Annotated in this window: 19 protein-coding genes; 8 read left to right on the forward strand and 11 right to left on the reverse strand. The window is 70.8% G+C overall.

The annotated features are described in order from the left end of the window. Positions 1-29 precede the first annotated feature (29 nt). Both QQY66_RS41615 and QQY66_RS41620 read right to left on the reverse strand, forming a co-directional pair. Entirely contained in the window at positions 30-647 is a 618-nt protein-coding gene (locus QQY66_RS41615) for a DedA family protein (protein ID WP_301987669.1), read from the reverse strand. Further along, the gene (locus QQY66_RS41620) at positions 647-1,420 is read right to left on the reverse strand and encodes an MBL fold metallo-hydrolase (protein ID WP_301985593.1); all 774 of its coding nucleotides are present in this window, start codon (positions 1,418-1,420) and stop codon (positions 647-649) included. Before QQY66_RS41620 ends, QQY66_RS41615 begins: the two co-directional genes overlap by 1 nt. Positions 1,421-1,505: 85 nt before the next feature. Between QQY66_RS41620 and QQY66_RS41625 the strand changes: the two genes are divergently transcribed. The 6 genes from QQY66_RS41625 to dnaK all read left to right on the forward strand — a co-directional run bounded on the left by QQY66_RS41625 (position 1,506) and on the right by dnaK (position 9,820). After that, on the forward strand, positions 1,506-1,907 hold the full coding sequence (locus QQY66_RS41625) for a hypothetical protein (RefSeq protein WP_301985594.1): 402 nt from the start codon (positions 1,506-1,508) through the stop codon (positions 1,905-1,907). Between the two features lie 175 nt (positions 1,908-2,082). Next, on the forward strand, positions 2,083-4,158 hold the full coding sequence (locus QQY66_RS41630) for an alkaline phosphatase family protein (protein WP_301985595.1): 2,076 nt from the start codon (positions 2,083-2,085) through the stop codon (positions 4,156-4,158). Positions 4,159-4,239: 81 nt separating this feature from the next. Next, positions 4,240-5,301 (forward strand): ATP-binding protein, encoded by a 1,062-nt coding sequence (locus QQY66_RS41635; protein WP_301985596.1) that lies wholly within the window; start codon positions 4,240-4,242, stop codon positions 5,299-5,301. Between the two features lie 184 nt (positions 5,302-5,485). Continuing rightward, the gene (locus QQY66_RS41640) at positions 5,486-7,222 is read left to right on the forward strand and encodes a hypothetical protein (protein WP_301987670.1); all 1,737 of its coding nucleotides are present in this window, start codon (positions 5,486-5,488) and stop codon (positions 7,220-7,222) included. Between the two features lie 63 nt (positions 7,223-7,285). After that, on the forward strand, positions 7,286-7,714 hold the full coding sequence (locus tag QQY66_RS41645) for an OsmC family protein (RefSeq protein ID WP_301985597.1): 429 nt from the start codon (positions 7,286-7,288) through the stop codon (positions 7,712-7,714). 243 nt (positions 7,715-7,957) lie between these two features. Further along, positions 7,958-9,820 (forward strand): molecular chaperone DnaK, encoded by a 1,863-nt coding sequence (gene dnaK, locus QQY66_RS41650; RefSeq protein ID WP_301985598.1) that lies wholly within the window; start codon positions 7,958-7,960, stop codon positions 9,818-9,820. A 14-nt stretch (positions 9,821-9,834) separates the two neighbouring features. Here the strand turns inward: dnaK and narI are convergent, their stop codons facing one another. The 7 genes from narI to QQY66_RS41685 form a co-directional block, all read right to left on the reverse strand. Continuing rightward, positions 9,835-10,557: a respiratory nitrate reductase subunit gamma gene (gene narI / locus QQY66_RS41655; RefSeq protein ID WP_301985599.1), complete on the reverse strand. Its 723-nt coding sequence runs from the start codon at positions 10,555-10,557 to the stop codon at positions 9,835-9,837. After that, on the reverse strand, positions 10,554-11,048 hold the full coding sequence (narJ, locus tag QQY66_RS41660; protein WP_301985600.1) for a nitrate reductase molybdenum cofactor assembly chaperone: 495 nt from the start codon (positions 11,046-11,048) through the stop codon (positions 10,554-10,556). Before narJ ends, narI begins: the two co-directional genes overlap by 4 nt. Further along, positions 11,048-12,598 carry a nitrate reductase subunit beta gene (gene narH / locus QQY66_RS41665; RefSeq protein WP_301985601.1) on the reverse strand — a complete coding sequence of 517 codons (1,551 nt, stop codon included), beginning with the start codon at positions 12,596-12,598 and terminating at the stop codon, positions 11,048-11,050. Before narH ends, narJ begins: the two co-directional genes overlap by 1 nt. Beyond that, complete coding sequence (locus QQY66_RS41670) at positions 12,598-16,209, reverse strand: nitrate reductase subunit alpha (RefSeq protein ID WP_301985602.1); 3,612 nt, start codon at positions 16,207-16,209, stop codon at positions 12,598-12,600. The genes narH and QQY66_RS41670 overlap by 1 nt, the downstream gene beginning before the upstream one ends. A gap of 77 nt (positions 16,210-16,286) precedes the next feature. Beyond that, the gene (locus QQY66_RS41675) at positions 16,287-17,102 is read right to left on the reverse strand and encodes an SAM-dependent methyltransferase (protein ID WP_301985603.1); all 816 of its coding nucleotides are present in this window, start codon (positions 17,100-17,102) and stop codon (positions 16,287-16,289) included. Positions 17,103-17,139: 37 nt separating this feature from the next. Further along, positions 17,140-18,003: a helix-turn-helix transcriptional regulator gene (locus tag QQY66_RS41680; protein WP_301985604.1), complete on the reverse strand. Its 864-nt coding sequence runs from the start codon at positions 18,001-18,003 to the stop codon at positions 17,140-17,142. Positions 18,004-18,113: 110 nt separating this feature from the next. Further along, entirely contained in the window at positions 18,114-18,929 is an 816-nt protein-coding gene (locus tag QQY66_RS41685; RefSeq protein ID WP_301985605.1) for a helix-turn-helix domain-containing protein, read from the reverse strand. A gap of 131 nt (positions 18,930-19,060) precedes the next feature. Here QQY66_RS41685 and QQY66_RS41690 point away from each other — a divergent pair, with 131 nt between their 5' ends. Both QQY66_RS41690 and QQY66_RS41695 read left to right on the forward strand, forming a co-directional pair. Further along, a complete protein-coding gene (locus tag QQY66_RS41690) occupies positions 19,061-19,363 on the forward strand; it encodes a 4a-hydroxytetrahydrobiopterin dehydratase (protein ID WP_301985607.1) in 303 nt (100 codons plus the stop codon). Between the two features lie 4 nt (positions 19,364-19,367). Next, entirely contained in the window at positions 19,368-20,117 is a 750-nt protein-coding gene (locus QQY66_RS41695; protein WP_301985608.1) for a class I SAM-dependent methyltransferase, read from the forward strand. Here the strand turns inward: QQY66_RS41695 and QQY66_RS41700 are convergent. Both QQY66_RS41700 and QQY66_RS41705 read right to left on the reverse strand, forming a co-directional pair. After that, a complete protein-coding gene (locus QQY66_RS41700) occupies positions 20,095-20,562 on the reverse strand; it encodes a hypothetical protein (RefSeq protein WP_301985609.1) in 468 nt (155 codons plus the stop codon). The two genes, QQY66_RS41695 and QQY66_RS41700, sit on opposite strands and share 23 nt — an antisense overlap. Further along, positions 20,559-21,038, reverse strand: coding sequence for a hypothetical protein (locus QQY66_RS41705; RefSeq protein WP_301985610.1), 480 nt, complete (start codon positions 21,036-21,038; stop codon positions 20,559-20,561). Before QQY66_RS41705 ends, QQY66_RS41700 begins: the two co-directional genes overlap by 4 nt. Between the last annotated feature and the right edge of the window lie 15 nt (positions 21,039-21,053).

Genomic DNA, 21,053 nt, shown 5'->3' on the forward strand with positions numbered 1-21,053 from the left:
CCCCACACACCCGCACTCCGCAACGCGCATCACTTGGCAGCCCGAACCCGCTTCCACACCCCCGGAGCCGCACTGATCACCAAGGTCAGCACAACCGCCGCAACCACACCCTCCCAAGGCTCCTTGAACAGCGAACCTCCCAGAATCCCGATCAGCTGATACGTCACCGCCCAGGCAAGGCACGCCGGGAAATTCCCGCGGGCAAACCGCCGCACCGGCCACTTCGCCACCAGGCACGCCAGCATCACCGGAATGCGACCCGCCGGCATCAACCGGGACAGCACGAGCACCGCAAGCCCATGCTGGGCCAGCCGTTCCTGCGCCTGCGCAAGCCGCTCCTCCGGCGCGCGCGAGCGAATCGCCTCCAACCACCGCGACCCGTTCTTCGACCCCATCCCCCGCCGCCCCAGCCAGTACAGGGCGATATCCCCGAGAAACGCGGCCAGAGACGCCGTAACAAACACCAGCGCCAACGCGAACGGCGCCGTCTGATGAAACGCCACCACCGCCGCCGAACTCACCAACGCCCCCGTCGGCACAACCGGCACCAACGCCCCGATCAGCACCAGCAGAAACAGCGACGGATACCCGATCGCCTGCTGCGTGGACTCGGCCGGCGGAGGCGTCGCCGCAGCGGCGAGCCACATCACCGCGCCACCTCAAGCCGCACGCTCTCCCCGTGCCCGAGCAGATGCACCGCCACCTCGGGCGCGACGCCGGCGGCCAACCGCACGAACTCCGAGCCCGGGGCGTGGAATTCGTGCGGGCGCACCGCGTCCATCCCGATCGGCCAGTACGTTCCGTAGTGCACCGGCACCGCACTGCGCGGCGCCAGCCGGACCAGCGCCTCAGCCGCCCGCCCCGCGTCCAGATGCCCCTCACCGAGATACGGCCCCCAGCCACCCACCGGCAGCAGTGCCACGTCGACCGGCCCGACCTCCTCGGCCATCGAGTCGAACAGTCCCGTGTCCCCGGCGAAGTACGTACGCGCCTCGCCCTCGACGACATAGCCGAGCGCGGGAGAGCGGTGCGGCCCGACCGGCAGCCGCCGCCCGTCGTGCCACGCGGGCACGGTCCGTACGACCAGGCCGCCGATCACCGTCTCGTCGCCGGGCGCCACTTCACGGATCTCCAGGTGCCCGAGCCGGCGCAGTCCCGGCACCGCCCTGGACGCGCCCCGGGGCACGAGCAGGCGGGTGCCCGGGGCGAGCGAGGCGAGCGAGGGAACGTGCAGGTGGTCGACGTGCAGATGGGAGACGAGCGCCACGTCCGCGTGCCGGGCCCGCGACGGGGGCACCGCGCCCCGGCGACGGCGCAGATGCGCGAGCCGGCGCGCGAACAGGGGATCGGTGAGCACGCGTACGTCCGAGTCCGCGACCGTGCAGGTGGCGTGACCCCACCAGGTGATCTCCACCGGCACCTCTTTGCCTCCTTCGCGCGACTCCCCCGAAGCCTACGACCAGGAGTAGTCTCGGCGCCTGAAACCCGGAGGTGAGGGGGACGCCATGGGACCGGTACGGGTCACGACCATCGCGAGTCTGACGCCGCTGGAGGAGCTGGACGACGACCCCTTCCTGGTGGACTCCCGCGGCCAGCACGCCATGTGCGCCCGCTGGGCCGCGGAGCAGGGCTACACCGTGAGCCGGGAACTGCTGGTCCGTGGACTGCGGCCCGACCACTGCGTGCTCTGGGACGGCGTCCGCCCCGGCGTCGACCTCTTCGTGGCCCCCAGCCGCCGGGTCCTGGAGAGCGCCCTGTCCTCCGCCGACGAGTTCACCGCCGAGTGCGCCCGACGCGGGGTACGGGTGGAGACGGTAGGGGTAGCGGAGCCCGCGTACGACTCCCAGATGAAGGCCCGAGTCCACCGCCGACTGTCGATGCCGACGGCAGGCTACGACGGCCGTTGAACGCCCTTGGCCTACTCGGAGACGGTTCGAAAGCGCCGGTAAAGGGGCGCGGGGAACTGCGCGACCAGCCACGACGGCCCCGCACCCGACCAACGACCCCTCGCCCCGAAACCCGGTATGCCACGCTGGAAGCGCCCCGCATCGACGACGAGCCGAGACGTGAGGTGAGCGGAGCGTGCGCGGTGGGCGTTGGCGGCGGGTCGTCAGTCAGGGCGGCCGAAGCGTCGCCGTGTGGGCGGTCTCCACGGTCACCATGCTCGTGCTCGCCGGCCTCCTGCCCGACTTCCAGCTGCGGTCCGCGGACGGTGACAGTGCCACCGACATAGCGGTGACCGCGGCGTTCGGCGCGGGCGCCTTCGGCGTGCTGTCGGCCGTGGTGTGGCCGCTGCTCGTCCGGCTCCTGCTGCTGGTGCCCGCGCTGGTCCTGGGGCTGCTGGTGTTCTTTCTCAACGGCGGGCTGCTGCTGGTGGCACTGCGCCTCAACCCCACCGAGCGCGGCGCCGTCGCCTGGGAGACCGGCGTCGTGGTCGCCGCCGTGATGTCCGCCGTCGCGTCCGCCACCGGCGGTGCCCTGGCCGTGCGCGACGACGACGCCTACCGCCGCCGCCTGTACCGTCTCGCCGACCGCCGCCGCGGCTCCGGCTCGCCCTGCCCCGCCACCCACGGCACCGTCTTCCTGCAACTCGACGGCGTCGGCCACGACGTCCTGCTGGCCGCGGTCGGCAAGGGCCTCATGCCGACCGTCGCCCGCTGGCTGGGCACCGGCGACCGGGCCAGGCCCACCCACCGGCTCACCCCGTGGCGCACCGACTGGTCCAGCCAGACCGGCGCCAGCCAGCTCGGCATCCTGCACGGCAGCAACCACGACATCCCCGCCTTCCGCTGGTACGAGAAGGACCGCCGGGAGGTGATGGTCAGCAACCGCCCGACCAGCGCCGCCGAACTCCAGCGCCGCGCCGTCGAGCGCACCGGCGACGCCGGACTGCTCTGCGCCGACGGCGCCAGCCGCGGCAACCTGTTCAGCGGAGGCGCCGACGAGCAGGCCCTCGTGCTGTCCATCGCCACCAAGCGGCGAGGCCGGGAGAACCGCTCCCGGGCGGGCTACTTCGCGTACTTCTCCGACCCGGCGAACGCCGTGCGCACCGCCCTGTCCTTTCTCGCCGAGGTCGGCCGCGAGATCGGCCAGTCCACCCGGGCCCGCTTCTGCAAGGTCCGCCCGCGCGTCAAACGCGGTGGCCTCTACCCCTTGATCCGCGCCTTCGCGACCGTCGTGGAACGGGACGTGGTGGTCGCCGCGGTGATGGGCGACATGCTCGCCGGGCGCACCGCCGTCTACGCGGACCTGGTGGCGTACGACGAAGTGGCGCACCACTCCGGGCCGATGAGCCGTGACGCCGAGAAGGTCCTCGAACGTCTCGACCGCGCGCTCGCGCTGATCGAGAAGGTCGCCGAGCACGCCCCCCGGCCGTACAGGATCGTCGTGCTGTCGGACCACGGGCAGAGCCCTGGCGAGACCTTCCGGGCCCGCTACGGCCTCTCCCTCGGCGACCTGGTGCGGGCCGGCTGCGGGCTGCCCGTGCCGCGCAAGGCGCAGCGCACCCACAGCGGCGCAGAGGCCCGCGCCGCGGTGCGTGCCGCGCTGCACAGGCCGGTCGAGGAGGGCGGCGAGCAGCACCGCCCGTCGCGCCGCTCGGAGCCGCTGGTGCTGGCATCCGGCAATCTCGGCCTCGTCTCCTTCCCGGACGTCCCGCACCGGATGAGCAAGGAGGAGATCGACGCCCGCCACCCCGCCCTGCTGACCACGCTCGCCAACCACCCCGGCATCGGCTTCGTCCTCGTCCGCAGCGAACAGCACGGCGGCGTCGTGCTCGGCCCGTACGGCACCGAGATCCCGCTGGACCGACTCGACGAGGACCCGGGCCCCCTCAAGGACTTCGGCCCGGGTGCGGCGGACACGGTCCGCCGCACCCACTCCTTCCCGCACACCGCCGACATCATGGTCAACTCCTGGTACGACCCCGCCGACGGCGAAGTCCTCGCCTTCGAGGAGCAGATCGGCTCGCACGGCGGCCTCGGCGGCGCCCAGGCGAAACCCTTCCTGCTGTCGCCCGTCGCCCTGTCCGCCCCGGTCGACGACACCCAGGAACTCGCCGGCGCCGAGCACATCCACCACGTCCTGCGGCGCTGGCTGCGTGAGTCGGGCGGGCCGCAGGTACCGCTGGATGCTGAGCCGGAGGAGCGGGCCGCCTGAAAACCGGGTGCGTCAAAACGGTCGTACACACACACTGTTCACAGTCGAACCTGCTCGAACAGACTTGAGGAGCCCCCTGCTTTGCAGGCTGCCGTAACCGTCACTCCCGCCCGTATACCCGAGCTGCTGCTCGGTCTCGCGACCGTCCGCCCGGTCTTCCTCTGGGGCGCCCCCGGCATCGGAAAGTCCTCCCTGGTAAGGGAGTTCGCCGAATCCCTGGGACTCGAATGCGTCAGCCTGCTGGGCACCCAGCTCGCCCCCGAGGACCTCATCGGCGTGCCGCAGATCCGTGACGGGCGGTCGGTGTTCTGCCCGCCGGAGGCGATCGCCCGCGACGAGCCGTACTGCCTGTTCCTGGACGAGCTGAACGCGGCGACGCCCGATGTGCAGAAGGCGTTCTACTCGCTGATCCTGGACCGCCGTATCGGCAACTACGAGCTGCCGAAGGGATCGATCGTCATCGGCGCCGGAAACCGCGCCACGGACAACGCGCTGGCCCGCCCGATCGCCTCCGCGCTGATCAACCGCCTCGCCCACGTCCATCTGGAGGCCTCCGCGAAGGACTGGCTCGCCTGGGCCGCGGGCAACGGCATCCACCCCTGGATCCTGGACCACCTCACCGACCGCCCCGACCACCTGTGGTCCAAGCCGCCCAAGACCGAGGAGCCCTTCTCCACGCCCCGTTCCTGGCACATGCTCTCCGACGCGATGCACTCCTTCGGCGCGGAGCTCGACGAGGCGACCCTGAAGATCGTCGCGCACGGCACGCTCACGCCCGCGCACGCCGTCGCCTTCTGCGGCTACGTCAAGATCGTGCGCAGCCAGTACGGCATCGAGGCGATCATCAAGGGCGACGCACGCTGGCCGCACCGGATGCAGGACCGCGACCTGCTCTACTACCTCGCCGAGTCGTTCCGCGGACGGCTGGTCAAGGAGCTGCCGGCGAGCAAGGAACACCTGTCGGCGAGCGGGCAGCAGATGGCGTACCGCGCCAAGTCGCTGCTCGTGCAGCTCGCCGAGATCTCGGTGGAGGTCGCGCAGAGCGTCATCGCCCCGGACACCGACGGCAACCCTCTGCTGCCGGCCTGGTTCCTCGTCGAGGCGGCCCGCGACATGCCCCGCCTGGTGGAGGCGCGGCAGTGAGCGGAACGTGCGGTGCGAGGGGCCGAGAGACGGGTGGCCGCGGGGTGAGCCGGCCCTGTGCCGCGCCGCCGCGGAAGCAGCGGCTACGTGAGGAGTCGCCGCGGAAGGGGCCGCCGCGGTGAGCCGTAACCGCGCTTCCAAGCCGCCCAAGAAGGACCTCGCGGCCGAGGCGTTCGCGGAGGGCATGCGGCTGGTGCGGGCCAACCGGGCGCTTGCCGCCGTCGGGTTCAGCACCTGCCGCAAGGAGGACTGCCCGCTCGCGCCCACCTCCGGGCTCGTCCGCGTCGACTCCGACGGCATCCTGCATGTCCACCCCACCCGCCGAGCCGACCCCGCCGACTGGGCCTGGGCGATCGCCCACGGCATCATCCACCTCGGCTTCGGCCACGTCCCGGCGAAGGAGGGCCGCCGTACCCAGCCCGACCGGTACGAGCTCGCCGCCCGCTGCGCCGTCGTCAACCGCTTCCTGCTCGGTTTCTCCATCGGCCGCACCCCCGACGCCCTGCCGCCCGCCTACCCCGACGGCGACGAGGAGCAGCTCGCCGCCCGCTGGCGCCGCGACGGCATCCCGGGCCCGTACGAGCACTGCGGCACGGCCGGCGGCGACCCGGACCAGCTCCTGGTGCCGTGGGACACCTGGATGGGCGGCACCCCGACGAACTGGCAGCTGGACTTCGCGCACGCCCTCACCCGCACCGTGGCCACCGCCATGGACGTGGCCGGTGGCCGCCGCGACTCGATGCGCGGCGGACCCACCCGGCTCCAGCCGTGGGAGCGGGCCCTGAGCTGGTTCGTCTCCTCCTACCCGCTGCTCGGCGGGATCGCGGCCGGCATCACCCTGGTCGCCGACGCCGAACTCGCCCGCGCCCACGGCATCTCCGTCGCCGCCGTCGACGCGGAGGCGGCCGAGATCTACCTCAATCCCCTGCGCGAACTCGACGACGAGGAATGGCGGTTCGTCCTCGCCCACGAGATGCTGCACGCCGCCCTGCGCCACGGCGACCGCCGCGGCCCCCGCGACCCGTATCTGTTCAACGTCGCCTGTGACTACGTCATCAACGGCTGGCTGGCCGAGATGCAGATCGGCACCATGCCCGACGGACTGCTCCACGACCCCGGACTCACGGGCCTCTCCGCCGAGGAGGTCTACGACCGTATCGCCGGCGACGTGCGCCGGATGCGCCGTCTGTCGACCCTGCGCGGCAAAGGCGTGGGCGACATCCTCGGCGGACCGCTCGGCAGCCCGCGCGACTACGTCGACCTGGACGAGTTCTACCGCCGGGGCCTGTGCCAGGGCCTCGACCTGCACCAGCAGCAGGAGCGCGGCTTCCTGCCCGGCGGCCTGGTCGAGGAAATTCGCGCACTGAGCCATCCGCCGCTGCCGTGGGACGCACAACTGGCCCGCTGGTTCGACGAGTTCGTCCCCCGACCGGAGCCGGTACGGTCGTACGCCCGGCCCTCGCGTCGGCAGTCCTCCACCCCCGACATCCCGCGCGCGGGCCGCTACTTCCCGCCCGAGGAGATCGCCCGCTGCACCTTCGGCGTCGTCCTCGACACCTCCGGCTCCATGGACCGCACACTGCTCGCCAAGGCGCTCGGTGCCATCGCCTCGTACGCCGAGGCCCGTGACGTACCGGCCGCACGCGTCGTCTTCTGCGACGCGGCCCCGCACGACGCCGGATTCCTGCCGGTCACCGAGATCGCCGGGCGGGTGCGGGTGCACGGCCGCGGCGGTACGGTCCTCCAGCCCGGCATCGACCTGCTGCACCGGGCGGACGACTTCCCGCCGGGCGCCCCCATGCTGGTGATCACGGACGGCGACTGCGACACGCTCCGGGTGCGGCGCGAGCACGCCTATCTGATTCCCCAGGGCGCCCGACTGCCGTTCACCGCACGTGGTCCGGTGTTCCGCGTGCGGTGAGCCGGAATGTGATCGGATGGTCCACGGAACCCCGCAACGGGACCCCATGCGAAAGGAAGAACCGTGGCAACCACGCGCTCCGCACACACGGTCTGGGAAGGCAACCTTCTCGAGGGCAACGGCGTCGTCACCTTCGACTCCTCCGGAGCCATCGGCGAGCAGCCGGTCACGTGGGCTTCGCGCGCCCAGGACGCGAACGGCAAGACCAGCCCCGAGGAGCTGATCGCCGCCGCCCACTCCAGCTGCTTCTCCATGGCCTTCTCGAACATGCTCGCCAAGGCCGGTACGCCGCCCACCAAGCTCGTCACCTCGGCGGACGTGTCCTTCCAGCCGGGTGAGGGGATCACCGGGATCCACCTCACCGTCGAGGGCACGGTTCCGGGCATCGACAACGACACGTTCGTCGCCACGGCGGAGGAGGCGAAGGTGGGCTGCCCGGTCAGTCAGGCGCTCACGGGTACGACGATCACGCTGTCGGCGAAACTCACCTGACGCTTCGCTGAGGGGTGCGGGGAGGGCAGGTGCCGCCGCTGGGTCCGTTGTCGGCTGCGGCGCCGTCGTGGCTTGTCGCGCAGTTCCCCGCGCCCCTTAGGGCGTTGCCCTACCCCCTCCGAAGAGCTGAGCGGGTGCTCAGTCCGTGATCCGGATGCCTCTCTGGGTACCCGTCCCATTGACAACAGCGCGCTCAAGTTTTGTGCTGGAGTGCGGGAGCGGCCCTGGCGGAAGGGGACAGCGATGGCACGTGCGGTCGGAATCGATCTCGGGACCACGAACTCGGTGGTCGCCGTCCTGGAGGGCGGCGAACCCACCGTCGTCGCCAATGCGGAGGGGGCCAGGACCACACCATCGGTCGTGGCCTTCGCGAAGAACGGCGAGGTGCTCGTCGGTGAGGTGGCCAAACGGCAGGCCGTGACGAACGTGGAGCGCACGGCTCGCTCCGTGAAACGGCACATGGGCGACGGGAACTGGCGGTTCCCGGACCAGGGCGACATCGACGGCACCCGCTACCGGGCCCAGGAGCTGTCCGCCCGCGTCCTGCAGAAGCTGAAGCGGGACGCGGAGTCCTACCTCGGCGAGGACGTCACCGACGCGGTGATCACCGTACCGGCGTACTTCGACGACGCCCAGCGGCAGGCGACCAAGGAGGCCGGGGAGGTCGCGGGCCTGAAGGTGCTGCGGATCATCAACGAGCCGACGGCCGCCGCGCTCGCCTATGGCCTCGACCGCGGTGAGGAGCAGACCGTGCTGGTCTTCGACCTCGGCGGCGGCACCTTCGACGTGTCGCTGCTGGAGATCGGCGACGGCGTCATCGAGGTCAAGGCCACCAACGGCGACACACACCTCGGCGGCGACGACTGGGACCAGCGGGTCGTGGAATACCTGGTCAAGCGGTTCAAGGGACAGAACGGCATCGACCTCGGCAACGACAAGATGGCGCTGCAACGGCTGCGCGAAGGCGCCGAGAAAGCCAAGATCGAGCTGTCGTCGTCCACCGAGACCACGATCAACCTCCCCTACATCACCGCCTCCGCCGAGGGACCGCTCCACCTCGACGAGAAGCTGACCCGCGCCCAGTTCCAGGAGCTGACCGCCGACCTCCTCGACCGCTGCAAGAACCCCTTCCACCAGGCGGTCAAGGACGCCGGCATCAAGCTCTCCGCGGTCGACCATGTGATCCTCGTCGGCGGCTCGACCCGGATGCCCGCCGTGACCGAACTGGTCAAGGAGCTGACCGGCAAGGACCCGCACAAGGGCGTCAACCCGGACGAGGTCGTGGCGGTCGGCGCCGCCCTCCAGGCCGGTGTCATCCGCGGCGACGTCAAGGACGTCCTGCTGCTCGACGTCACCCCGCTGTCCCTGGGCATCGAGACCAAGGGCGGCATCATGACCAAGCTCATCGAGCGCAACACCACGATCCCGACCCGGCGTTCGGAGATCTTCACCACCGCCACCGACAACCAGCCCTCGGTCGGCATCCAGGTCTACCAGGGCGAACGCGAGATCGCCGCCTACAACAAGAAGCTCGGCGTCTTCGACCTCACCGGACTGCCGCCCGCCCCGCGCGGGGTCCCGCAGATCGAGGTCGCGTTCGACATCGACGCCAACGGGATCATGCACGTCTCCGCCAAGGACCTCGCCACCGGCCGCGAGCAGAAGATGACCGTCACCGGCGGCTCGGCCCTCCCCAAGGACGACATCGACCGCATGATGCGGGAGGCCGAGCAGTACGCGGAGGAGGACCGCAACCGCCGCGAGGCCGCGGAGACCCGCAACCAGGCCGAGCAACTCGTCTACCAGACCGAGAAGTTCCTGCGGGAGAACGAGGACAAGGTCGCCACCGACACCAAGTCGGAGGTCGAGTCCGCGATCACCGAACTCAAGGAACTCCTGGAGCGCAACGCCGAGACCAACGAACTGCGCACCGGCGTCGAGAAACTCGCCTCCGTCAGCCAGAAGATGGGCCAGGCCATGTACGCGCAGGCCCAGCAGACACCGTCGGAGGACGCCGGACAGCAGACCTCGTCGCCGGACGAGGAGGGCGTGGTGGACGCGGAGATCGTCGACGACGAACGGGACCAGAAGGGCGGCGCTGCCTAGGAGCTGGCGAGCCCTCAGAACCCCGCCCGCTCCCAGCCCCGCTGCTCCGGACGGGGGCCCAGCTGCTTCGGGTCGCGGCTGCGGTAGACGATGTACGGCCGGAACAGGTACTGCACCGGCGCGCTGAACATATGCACCAGACGGCTGTACGGCACGAACGCGATCAGGGCCATGCCGATCACCGCGTGGATCTCGTCCAGCACGGGCACGCCCGCCATGCGGGCGGTGTCGGGCTGGAGGGTGAACAGGCTGCGGGCCCAAGGGGCGATGGACGCACGGTAGTTGTAGCCGTCGCCGGAGGCGTGGCTCAGCTTGGCGACCATGCCGAGCACGATCGCGGCGAGCAGGACGACGTACATGACCTTGTCGTTGGCCGTCGTCGCGCGGAACACCGGCGCGTTGGTGCGGCGGCGGTGGATCAGGAGCACGATTCCGGCGATCGTGAGGAGACCGGCCGCGGTGCCGCCGTACAGGGAGACCAGGTGGTACGAGCGCTCGCTGACGCCGATCGCGTCGGTCCACGACATCGGGATGAACAGGCCCACGAGGTGGCCGACGAGGACGAACAGGATGCCGTAGTGGAAGGCGGGGGAGGCGATGTTGAGCAGCTTCGACTCGTAGATCTGCGAGGAGCGTGTGGTCCAGCCGAACTGGTCGTAGCGGTAGCGCCAGACCAGGCCGGCGACCAGGAGTGCGAAGGCGACGTACGGCAGGACGCCCCAGAGGAAGACGGTCATGAGCGGGCTCCGGTGCGGACGGGCGGCAGGGTCGCGCACACGGCGTCCAGGACGCAGGCGTACGGGGTGCCGAAGTCGGTGAGACGGGAACGGAGTTGCTCCAGACCGGCGCGGTGGTCGGTGAGCAGGTCGGTGTTGCCGGTACGGGAGGCGAACTCCAGCACCGCGGGCAGGAAGTCCGGCAGCTCCTCGCCGGTGAACTCCAGGCCGTGGGCGCGGTAGACCTCCTTGAAGCGGACCAGGGACATGCCCCTGCGCCGGGTGTCCCCGTCGTGCCACCAGCTCAGGTACAGGCTGTGGCGGTTCTTGAAGTCGAAGACCTCGACGTAGTGCGCGGCCAGTTGCTGCGGGTCGGTCACCGCCGCGTGGTCGGTGAACTCCCGCAGCTGCGGGGCGGCTTCGCGCAGCAGCGGCAGCCGGGCGCGGAACTCGTCGTCGGGGTAGGTGAGACAGAGCGCCGCCGCCTGGTACAGCACCTCGAACGTGGGCATCAGGTCTCCTCCTCCTTGTCCGCGGTCTGCCGGTGGCGCAGCGCGTGGAAGTTCTCCACGGACACGAGCGGCAGATGAGTACGGCCCCCGGAGTCCTGGCCGAACGGCCCGTCGCCGCCCATGCCCGGCCCGCCGTCGTAGTCGAGGCTGCACCCGCCCGGGAGCGCCGACTCCTCCAGCCGCCGCGCGTCCGAGACAGCCGCCGTCGGGATCACATACCGGTCCTCGTACTTGGCGATCGCCAGCAGCCGGTACATCTCCTCGATCTCGGCGGCCCGCATGCCGACGGCGCGCGCGACCGACGGATCGGGCTCCTCACCCAGGTTGATGGCACGCATATGGGAGCGCATCGCGGCGAGCTTCTCCAACGACGCCCGGACCGGGGCGACATCGCCCGCGGTGAAGAGCTCCGCCAGATACTCCAGCGGAATGCGCAGGGTGTCGATCGCGCCGAACAGGTTCCGCGCGTCCTCTCCGTCGTGCCCGGTCTCCGTCAGCGCCTCGACCACCGGCGACAGCGGCGGGATGTACCAGACCATCGGCATGGTGCGGTACTCGGGATGCAGCGGCAACGCCACCCGGTACGTGCTGATCAGCGCGCGCACGGGCGAGTGCCGGGCCGCCTCCACCCAGTCGTACGGGATCCCCGCCTCCGCACAGGCCCGCCGCACCCCGGGATCCTCGGGGTCGAGAAAGACACCCAACTGCGCCGCGTACAGCGCCTGTTCGTCGACCACGGAAGCCGCGGCCGTCACCCTGTCCGCGTCGTACAGCACCACCCCGAGATAGCGCAGCCGCCCCACGCACGTCTCCGAGCAGACCGTCGGCAGCCCCACCTCAAGGCGCGGATAGCACAGCGTGCACTTCTCGGCCTTGCCGGTGCGGTGGTTGAAGTAGACCTTCTTGTACGGGCATCCGGTCACGCACATCCGCCAGCCCCGGCAGCGGTCCTGGTCGACGAGGACGATGCCGTCCTCCGCCCGCTTGTACATCGCGCCGGAGGGACAGGAGGCCACGCAGGACGGGTTGAGGCAGTGTTCGCAGATGCGCGGCAAATAGAACATGAAGGTCTGCTCGAACTCGAACCGCACCTTGTCGGCGGCCTGTCGGCGGACCCGCTCGACCATCGGATCGAGGTCGCCGTGGGCGGGGGCGCTCGCGGAGAGGTGCTGTGCCACCGGGTGGTCGTCGCCGAGCGGGGCGTCAGTGACGTTCCTGTGGTCGTAGGTCCAGGGCTCGTAGTAGTCCTTGTAGTCCTTGATCTCCGGGAGTCTCGGATTGGAGAAGATGCCCGCGAGCCTCTTGAAACGGCCGCCGGCCTTCAGCTTCAGCGCGCCGCGCCGGTTCAGCTGCCAGCCGCCCTGCCACGTCTCCTGGTCCTCGTAGCGGCGCGGATAGCCCTGGCCGGGGCGGGTCTCGACGTTGTTGAACCAGACGTACTCCATGCCCTGGCGGTTGGTCCACGCCTGCTTGCAGGTCACCGAGCAGGTGTGGCAGCCGATGCACTTGTCGAGGTTCATCACCATCGCGATCTGGGCCATGGGGCGCATCAGTACTCGACCTCCTGGCTGCGGCGGCGGATCACCGTCACCTCGTCGCGCTGGTTGCCCGTGGGGCCCAGGTAGTTGAACGCCCAGGAGAGCTGGGCGTAGCCGCCGACCAGGTGGGACGGCTTGAGGAGCAGCCGGGTCAGGGAGTTGTGGATGCCGCCGCGCTGCCGGGTCGTCTCCGTCTTCGGCACGCCCACCGTGCGTTCCTGCGCGTGATGCGTGTAGACGGTGCCGTGCGGGATGCGGTGCGAGACGACGGCGCGGGCGACGACCACGCCGTTGCGGTTGACGGCCTCGATCCAGTCGTCGTCCTTGACGCCGATCGCGTCCGCGTCCTGCGGGGACATCCAGATGTTCTGGCCGCCGCGGGACAGCGCCAGCATGAAGAGGTTGTCCTGGTACTCGGAGTGGATGGACCACTTGTTGTGCGGGGTGAGGTAACGGACCGTCACCTCGCTTTGGCCGTCGGGCCCGAGGCGGGGTTCGCCGAAGAGCCGGTTCATGTCCAGGGGCGGCCGGTACACCGGCAGAGCCTCGCCCAGCTCGTGGATCCAGTCGTGGTCCAGGAAGAAGTGCTGGCGGCCGGTGAGGGTGTGCCAGGGCTTGAGATGCTCGGTGTTGAGCGTGAACGCCGTGTAGCGGCGCCCGCCGGACTCGCTGCCCGACCACTCCGGCGAGGTGATCACCGGCACGGGAGCGGCCTGCGTGTCCGCGTACGTGACCCGCTTGCCCTCGTGCTCGGCGGCCAGGTGGGCCATCGCCTGCCCGGTGCGCGCCTGAAGGGTGCGGAAGCCCTGGGTGGCGAGGCGCCCGTTGGTGGTGCCGGACAGGGCGAGGATCGTGTTCGCGGCCTTCACCGCCGTGTCGAGACAGGGGCGGCCTTCGTACGCCGTGCCGTTCAACTGCCGTAGATCCTCCACCTCCTCGGTCGGCATCAGGGCGATTCCCTTGGCGGGCAGACCGAGTTGCTCCACGAGTGGGCCGAGGGCGGTGAACTTCTTGCCGATCGCCGTGTAGTCACGCTCCACCACGGTCAGGTGGGGCATCGTCCGCCCGGGCACGGGGTCGCACTCCCCGCGCTTCCAGTCCCTCACGACCCCGCCCGGCTGGGCGATCTCGCCCGGCGTGTCGTGCTGGAGGGGCGACGCGACCAGGTCCTTGCGCACCCCGAGATGGCCGACGGCCAACTCGCTCAGCCGCTCGGCCAGTGCCTTGAACGTGTCGAAGTCCGTGCGCGCCTGCCACGGCGGGTCCACGGCCGGGGTGAAGGAGTGCACGTAGGGGTGTATGTCCGTGCTGGACAGGTCGTGCTTCTCGTACCAGGTCGCGGCGGGCAGGACGACATCCGACAGCAGCGTCGACGAGGTCTGCCGGAAGTCCAGCGACAGCAGAAGGTCGAGCTTGCCCTCGGGCGCCTCGTCCCGCCAGGTCACGTCCCTCGGGCGCTCGCCGGGCTCGGCCTCCCGCGCGCTCAGCGACGACTGCGTGCCGAGGAGGTGCTTGGTGAAGTACTCGGCGCCCTTCGCCGACGAGCCCAGCAGATTGGCCCGCCACAGCGTCAGCACGCGTGGCCAGTTCTCCGGCGCGTCCGGGTTCTCGCACGCGAACTTCAGGGTCCCGGCGCGGAGTTCGGCCACCACCCGCGACACCGGATCGCCGAACGCCCCGCCCAGCTCCAGCGGATTGCGGTCGAAGGTCGGATACGACGGCATCCACCCCGAACGCGCCGACAGGGCAAGGCAGTCCGCGCCGGTCATCCCCGCGAACCGGCCCTCACCCAGCGGCGAGGCGAGCACGTCGGCCGTGAACCGGTCGTAGCGCCACTGGTCGGTGTTGAGGAACCAGTACGCGGTGCCGATCATCTGGCGCGGCGGACGCGACCAGTCGGAGGCGGCGGCCAGCGTCGCCCAGCCGGTCACCGGGCGGCACTTCTCCTGGCCCACGTAGTGCGCCCAGCCGCCGCCGTTGCGGCCCTGGCAGCCGGTGAGCTGGAGCAGGGCGAGGAAGGCGCGGTAGATCGTCTCGGAGTGGAACCAGTGGTTCGTCCCCGCGCCCATCAGGATCATGCAGCGGCCCTTCGACCGCTCGGCCGTCCGCGCGAACTCCCGGGCGATCTTCACGCACTTGGCCGCGGGGACGGACGTGTGCGCCTCCTGCCAGGCGGGCGTGCAGGGCGCGTCGGCGTCCTCGTAGGAGGCGGGCCAGCGGCCGGGCAGGCCATGGCGGAAGATGCCGTACTGGGCGAGGAGCAGGTCGAAGACCGTGGTGACCAGGGGGCCGTCGGCGCCGCCCAGCCGGGTCGCCGGGACTCCCCGGCGCACGACGTCCCCGCGCCCCTGTCCGTGCTCGCCGCCCTCGGTGTCGAAGCGCGGCAGCAGCACCGCCACCCCTCCGGCCGCCTGATGGCCGTACAGGCTCAACTGCGGCTCGATCGGCCCGAGTTCGAGGTTCCAGCGGCCCTTGCCGGAGTCGGTCCAGCGGAAGCCGAGCGAGCCGTTGGGGACGACCGCGCGTCCGCTCGCCGCGTCCAGCACGACCGTCTTCCACTGCGCACCCTCGCCCTCGTGCCCCAGGTCGGCGGCGCGCAGGAACTTCCCCGGGACGTAGGCGCCGTCCCGTTCGGTCAGGGTCACCAGGAAGGGCAGGTCGGTGAACTTCCTTACGTAGTCCGCGAAGAACGGCGTCTCGCGGTCGACGAAGAACTCCCTGAGGATGACGTGGCCCATCGCGAGCGCTAGGGCGCCGTCCGTGCCGGGGTGCGGATGCAGCCACTCGTCGGCGAACTTCGCGTTGTCCGCGTAGTCGGGGGCGACGGCCACGACCTTCTGGCCGCGGTAACGGGCCTCCGCCATCCAGTGCGCGTCGTGTGTGCGGGTCACCGGGACGTTGGAGCCCCACATCATCAGATACGCGGCGTCCCACCAGTCGCCCGACTCCAGTACGTCGGTCTGGTCGCCGAAGACCTGCGGCGAGGCGACGGGCAGGTCCGCGTACCAGTCGTAGAACGACAGCATCGGGGCGCCGATCAGCGAGTGGAAACGGGCGCCCGCCGCGTGCGACACCATCGACATCGCCGGGATGGGGGAGAAGCCGGCGACGCGGTCGGGGCCGTACGCCTTGATGGTGTGGACATGCGCGGCGGCGACGATCTCGACCGCCTCGTCCCAGGTGGCGCGGACCAGGCCGCCCTTGCCGCGGGCCTGCTGGTAGCGGCGGCGGCGCGCAGGGTCCCGCTGGATGTCGGCCCAGGCGAGGACGGGGTCCCGCAGGCGTTCCTTCGCCTCCCGGTACATCTGCAGGAGCACACCGCGGACGTACGGATAGCGCACACGGGTGGGGGAGTAGGTGTACCAGGAGAAGGCGGCGCCCCGCGGGCAGCCGCGGGGCTCGTACTCGGGGCGGTCGGGGCCGACGCTCGGACAGTCGGTCTGCTGACTCTCCCAGGTGATGATGCCGTCCTTGACGTACACCTTCCAGCGGCACGAGCCGGTGCAGTGCACGCCGTGCGTGGAGCTGTGCAGGTCGGGGGAGGGCGTGCCGGAGCGGAAAAACCGCCCGGTGCGCAGCAGGAACGCGGCCGGCTCGGCGGGCGGCATCTGCGTGTCGGTCACATGCGCTCCCTTGCTTGCCCTGGCCTCAAACCTAGGGGCGAGCAGGGGAGCGCACCTGTTCACGGCGCCCGTACGGGTCAGGCCTTACGGGCGACTCCCGCGTACAGGGGCACGATGCCCTCCGCCTGTGCCGCCACGTCCTCCGGCCCCGGCCGCCACCCGGTGGCCGGAATCACGCCGGGACCCAGCAGCTCCAGGCCGTCGAAGAAGCGGGAGATCTCGGCGAGCGACCGTGGATGGAACGGAGTGCCACTCTTGCGGAAGTGATCGGCGACCTTGGCGATCACTTCCGGGCTCAGGTCGGGGGTGACCTGGGAGAGGATCAGGTAGCTGCCCGGGGCGAGCTCGGCGACGTACCGCTTGAGCAGGCCGTAGACGTCGTCGCCGGCCGGCTCCTCGTCCAGGTAGTGGGTGAGCGCGACCAAGGACAGCGCGACGGGCTGCGAGAAGTCCAGGGACTCCGCGGCCAGCCGCAGGATGGTGTCCGGCTCGCGGAAGTCGGCGTGCACGTAGTTCGTGGCGCCCTCGGGCGTGCCGTGCAGCAGCGCCTCGGCGTGTCTGAGAACGATCGGGTCGTTGTCCGCGTACACGACCTTCGCCTCCGGGGCGACCTCCTGGGCCACCTGGTGGAGGTTGGGTTCGGTGGGGATGCCCGTGCCGACGTCCAGGAACTGCCGCATCCCGGCCTCGGTGACGGTGCGGACGGCCCGGTGCATGAACCGGCGGTTGGCGCGCGCCGAGCGCACCGCCGCCTCGTCCGTGGCGGCGATCCTGCGGGCCAGCTCCTCGTCCACCGGGTAGTTGTCCTTGCCGCCCAACCACCAGTCGTAGACCCGGGCGGGATGCGGACGGCTGGTGTCGATGCGGGCGAACTCGGCCTCGGATCCGGTCATGCGGTGTCTTCTCCTACGACTTCGGGTCGGGGGTGGCTCAGCAGTCCACGCGGTGGTCCCGCAGGATCTTCTTGGTCTGCTCGGCGGACGCGGCACGCGCCGTCATGTGGTCCAGCACCTCCAGGTGCGTGGAGACCTCCGTGCGGGAGTCGAGATACAGCGCACCGGTCAGGTACTCGGTGAAGACCATGTTGGGCAGCTCGGGCTCGGCGAACCGGAACAGCGTGAACGGCGCGTACGTCCCCGGGTGCGGGCCCGCCCTGAACTCGGCGACCTGGAGGGTGACGCGGTCGCGCTCGGCGAACTCCAGCAGCTTGTCGATCTGGTCGCGCAGCACGGAGCCGTCGTCGCTCACGGGACGGAGCAGGACCGTCTCATCCATGATCACCCACAGGTGGGGGCGGTCGTCGCGCTCCAGGAGCTGCTGCCGGGCCATGCGCAGCGACACATGCCGCTCGATGGTCTCCGGACCGGCCTGCCCGATCGTCCCGGCCTCCAGCACGGCCCGCGCATACGCCTCCGTCTGCAGCAGACCGGGCACGAAGTGCGGCTCGTAGGAGCGGATGATCCGGGCGGCGCCCTCCAGGCTCACGTACAGGCTGAACCAGTCCGGCAGCACATCGTGGAACCGTTGCCACCAGCCCGGCTGGTTGGCCTCCTCGGCGAGCGAGACGAACGCCGCCGCCTCCTCCTCGGGCACGCCGTACGCGCTGAGCAGCAGCTGGACGTACGGGATCTTCAGCGCGACATCGGCCATTTCCATGCGCCGCACGGTCGCGGGGGCCACGCGCAGGACCTGTGCGGCCTCCTCGCGCTTGAGGCCGGCCGCCTCGCGCAGCTCCTGCAGCCGCTTGCCGAGCACCACCTGGCCGACGGTGGGCGCGGGTCGCCGCTCGCTCACGCCACGCCTCCCCTACGTGCCGAAGTTCGGGAGCAGTGTGTCATGTTCGGGTGCGTGTCGGACAGGAACGGTGGTGAGTCTCACCACGGGGCGCTTCCCCGGAGGGCGCGTCAAGGCAGCTGCGACTGAAGGTACTTGAGTGTCGCCGGGTCGGCCGGGAGCAGGGTCTCGATGGCCAGCTCGGCGACGGTCACGTCCATCGGGGTGTTGAAGGTGGAGATGGAGGAGATGAAGGACAGCACCCGGCCGTCGTGCTCGATGCGCATCGGGAGCGCGAAGTACGGGACGGGCTCGGCCGGTTCCTCTGCCGTCTCCCGCACCTGGTACGCGGCGACCTCCTCGTACAACTCCCGCAGCTTTTCGGAGCGTTGCAGCGCGATCTGCCGTTCCATCTGGGCGAGCAGATGGCCGCGCCACTCCCGCAGATTGTGAATCCGGGGCGCGAGGCCCTCCGGGTGGAGGGTCAGCCGCATCGCGTTGAGCGGCGGCACGAGCAGCGACTCGGGCAGGCCGTCGAGCAGAGCCAGGATGCCCCGGTTGGCGGCCACGACGTTGTACGTCGCGTCCACCACGAGGGCGGGGTAGGGCTCGTAGCCCTGGATCAGCTGCTCGATTCCCTCGCGCAGCGTCTCCAGCGCCGGGTCGTCCAGCGGGGTCTCCCGGTAGCGCGGGGCGTAACCGGCCGCCAGGAGCAGGGCGTTGCGCTCCCGCACGGGCACGTCGAGATGCTCGGCCAGCCGCAGCACCATCTCCTCGCTCGGCCGGGAGCGGCCCGTCTCGATGAAGCTGATGTGCCGGGCGGAGGAGTCGGCCCGCAGCGCCAGCTCCAGCTGGCTGACCCGCCCACGCTCCCGCCAGGACCGCAGCAGGGGGCCGACGCCTTCGTCGGCGTGGAGTGCGGCGGCGCCGGACGCGGGAGTGGTCATACGACGACCGTAGTCCAGGGGCGCGCAAATGTGTCCGGAACAGATCTCCGGGCACCTGTCTGACCAGGGCGTCAAGTGTGCGGCTGTGGCACGCTGAAGAAGAACCGCGACACCTTGGAAGGAGCGAGGCCATGCCCCTCGAACCGCTGTCGCAGAAGGAGATCGAGGAGCGGCTGGCGGAGCTGCCGGGCTGGTCCCTGGACGGGGACCGTATCGCCCGCTCCTACCGGCTGCGCTCACACCTCGCGGCCACCGCGATGGTCGTCCACATCGCCCAGGTCCAGGAAGAGCTCGACCACCACTCAGACCTCACCCTCGGCTACAACACCCTGTCACTGAGCGTGAACACGCACACCGTGGGTGCGGTGACCGAGCGGGACTTCAAGCTGGCCCGCCGGGTGGAGGAGCTGGCGCCGGGCCACGGGGCGAAGTGACGCGGTGCTGGACTACGACAAGGAAGCCGACGCCTACGACGTCACACGCGGCGGCGAACCCCGGGCCGCCGCGGCTGCCGACGCCGTCCTGGGCCTGCTGCCCGGCGTGACCGGCCGCCTCCTCGACGTGGCCTGCGGCACCGGCATCGTGACCCGGCGGCTCGCGGCGGCCCGGCCCGGTCTGCGGGTCACGGGCGCGGATCTGACGTACGGGATGGCCCGGATGGCTGCCGGCCGCCTGCCCGGCGCGGTCGTGCTCGCGGACAGCCGGCGGCTGCCGTTCCCGGACCGGGCGTTCGACGCCATGACCAGCGTGTGGCTGCTGCATCTGCTCGACGAACCCGACGACGTGCGTGCCGCCGTCGCCGAATGCGCCCGGGTGCTGCTGCCGGGCGGTGTGTACGTCACCACCGTCGACAAGGCCGCCGCGCACGACGTGGGCAGTGACATCGATGCCGTGCTCGCCCCGCGTCCACGCCGCCCCGCCCGGGACGCGGCGGCGGCCGTGGAGTCGTACGCCGCCGAGCAGGGACTGCTTCTCGCCGGGAAGGCCCGCTTCCCGGGCGTGGGTCAGGGCCGCAGCCCCCGGCGGACCGCCGCCGACCTGCGGCGCGGCTGGTTCACCCAGCTGCCGCCCGGCGAGCCGCGCACCGAACGGTTCGCCGAGCTGCTGGCGACGCTCCCCGACCAGGACCGGCCGCGCCCCGACCCCGTGTTCTCCCTCCGGGCCTTCAGGAAGCCGCCCGACGACTGAACTCCATGATCCAGTTGGTCAGCCAGGTCACCCCGTCGTCCATGGAGAACGCCTGTTCCCAGCGGGCCGCGGTCTGAGACATCCCCGACCAGACGAACCGGACCCGGACGTCCTTCCCATCGTGGGTGTCGTCGCCGTAGAACTCGCCGCGGTCGCCCTCGAACCGCCCGAACACCGGCGGGAACAGCTTGCCGGTGCTGCTGGAGGACCAGTTCAGCGACCAGGTCTTCGTCTCGACGTCGAACAGCCGCAGCGTCAGCCCCTTGGAGCCCAGATACGGCATGTCGATCTCGTCGATGTTCGCCGCGCCGTCGAACAGGGGCCAGCAGCGGTTGACGGCCGGGAACTCCACCCAGTCGCTGTCCGGGTCGAGGAAGTCGGTGCGGCGGCGGTTGACCACCGCCCACGAGCCGTGGAAGAAGTCGAAGTCGTGCGGGCTGCTCATGAGCGGTCTCCAGTCGTTCCGGCGGGCAGGGTGTCCGCCAAGTAGGCGTCCAGGTCGGGCAGTTCGGGCGCGAGCATGTGCCGTACCCAGGCGTCCCGTTCGTGCAGGATCGGCGGCAGCTCCCAGACGCAGCCGATCCACGGCTTGTCCGGCGTGATGAAGTGCGTGGGATCGTTGTCCGGGCAGCCGAGCATTGGCTGGCCCGCCGAGGCGCCGCGGAAGTGCAGGACGTTGTCCCACACCCAGCTGTACGCGTTCAGATACGCGCCGTCGTCACCGCCCCGGTGCAGCACGACGAACGTCGCCGGCGCAGTGCCGTCCGGCTCCGGCAGCAGCTCCGGCAGGATCGCGTACGCCGCCTTCTCGACGTCGGGTGCGATGCCCGCCGGGTCGGCGGTGACGTGGTAGCGCTTGATGTGCCGCCCGGCCACCTCGATCGGCGGCGGCACGGTCAGCAGTTTCTCGGTGAAGCTCATGGCAGGACGCTAGGA

This window comes from Streptomyces sp. DG2A-72 (assembly GCF_030499575.1).
In the GTDB taxonomy this organism is placed as follows: domain Bacteria; phylum Actinomycetota; class Actinomycetes; order Streptomycetales; family Streptomycetaceae; genus Streptomyces.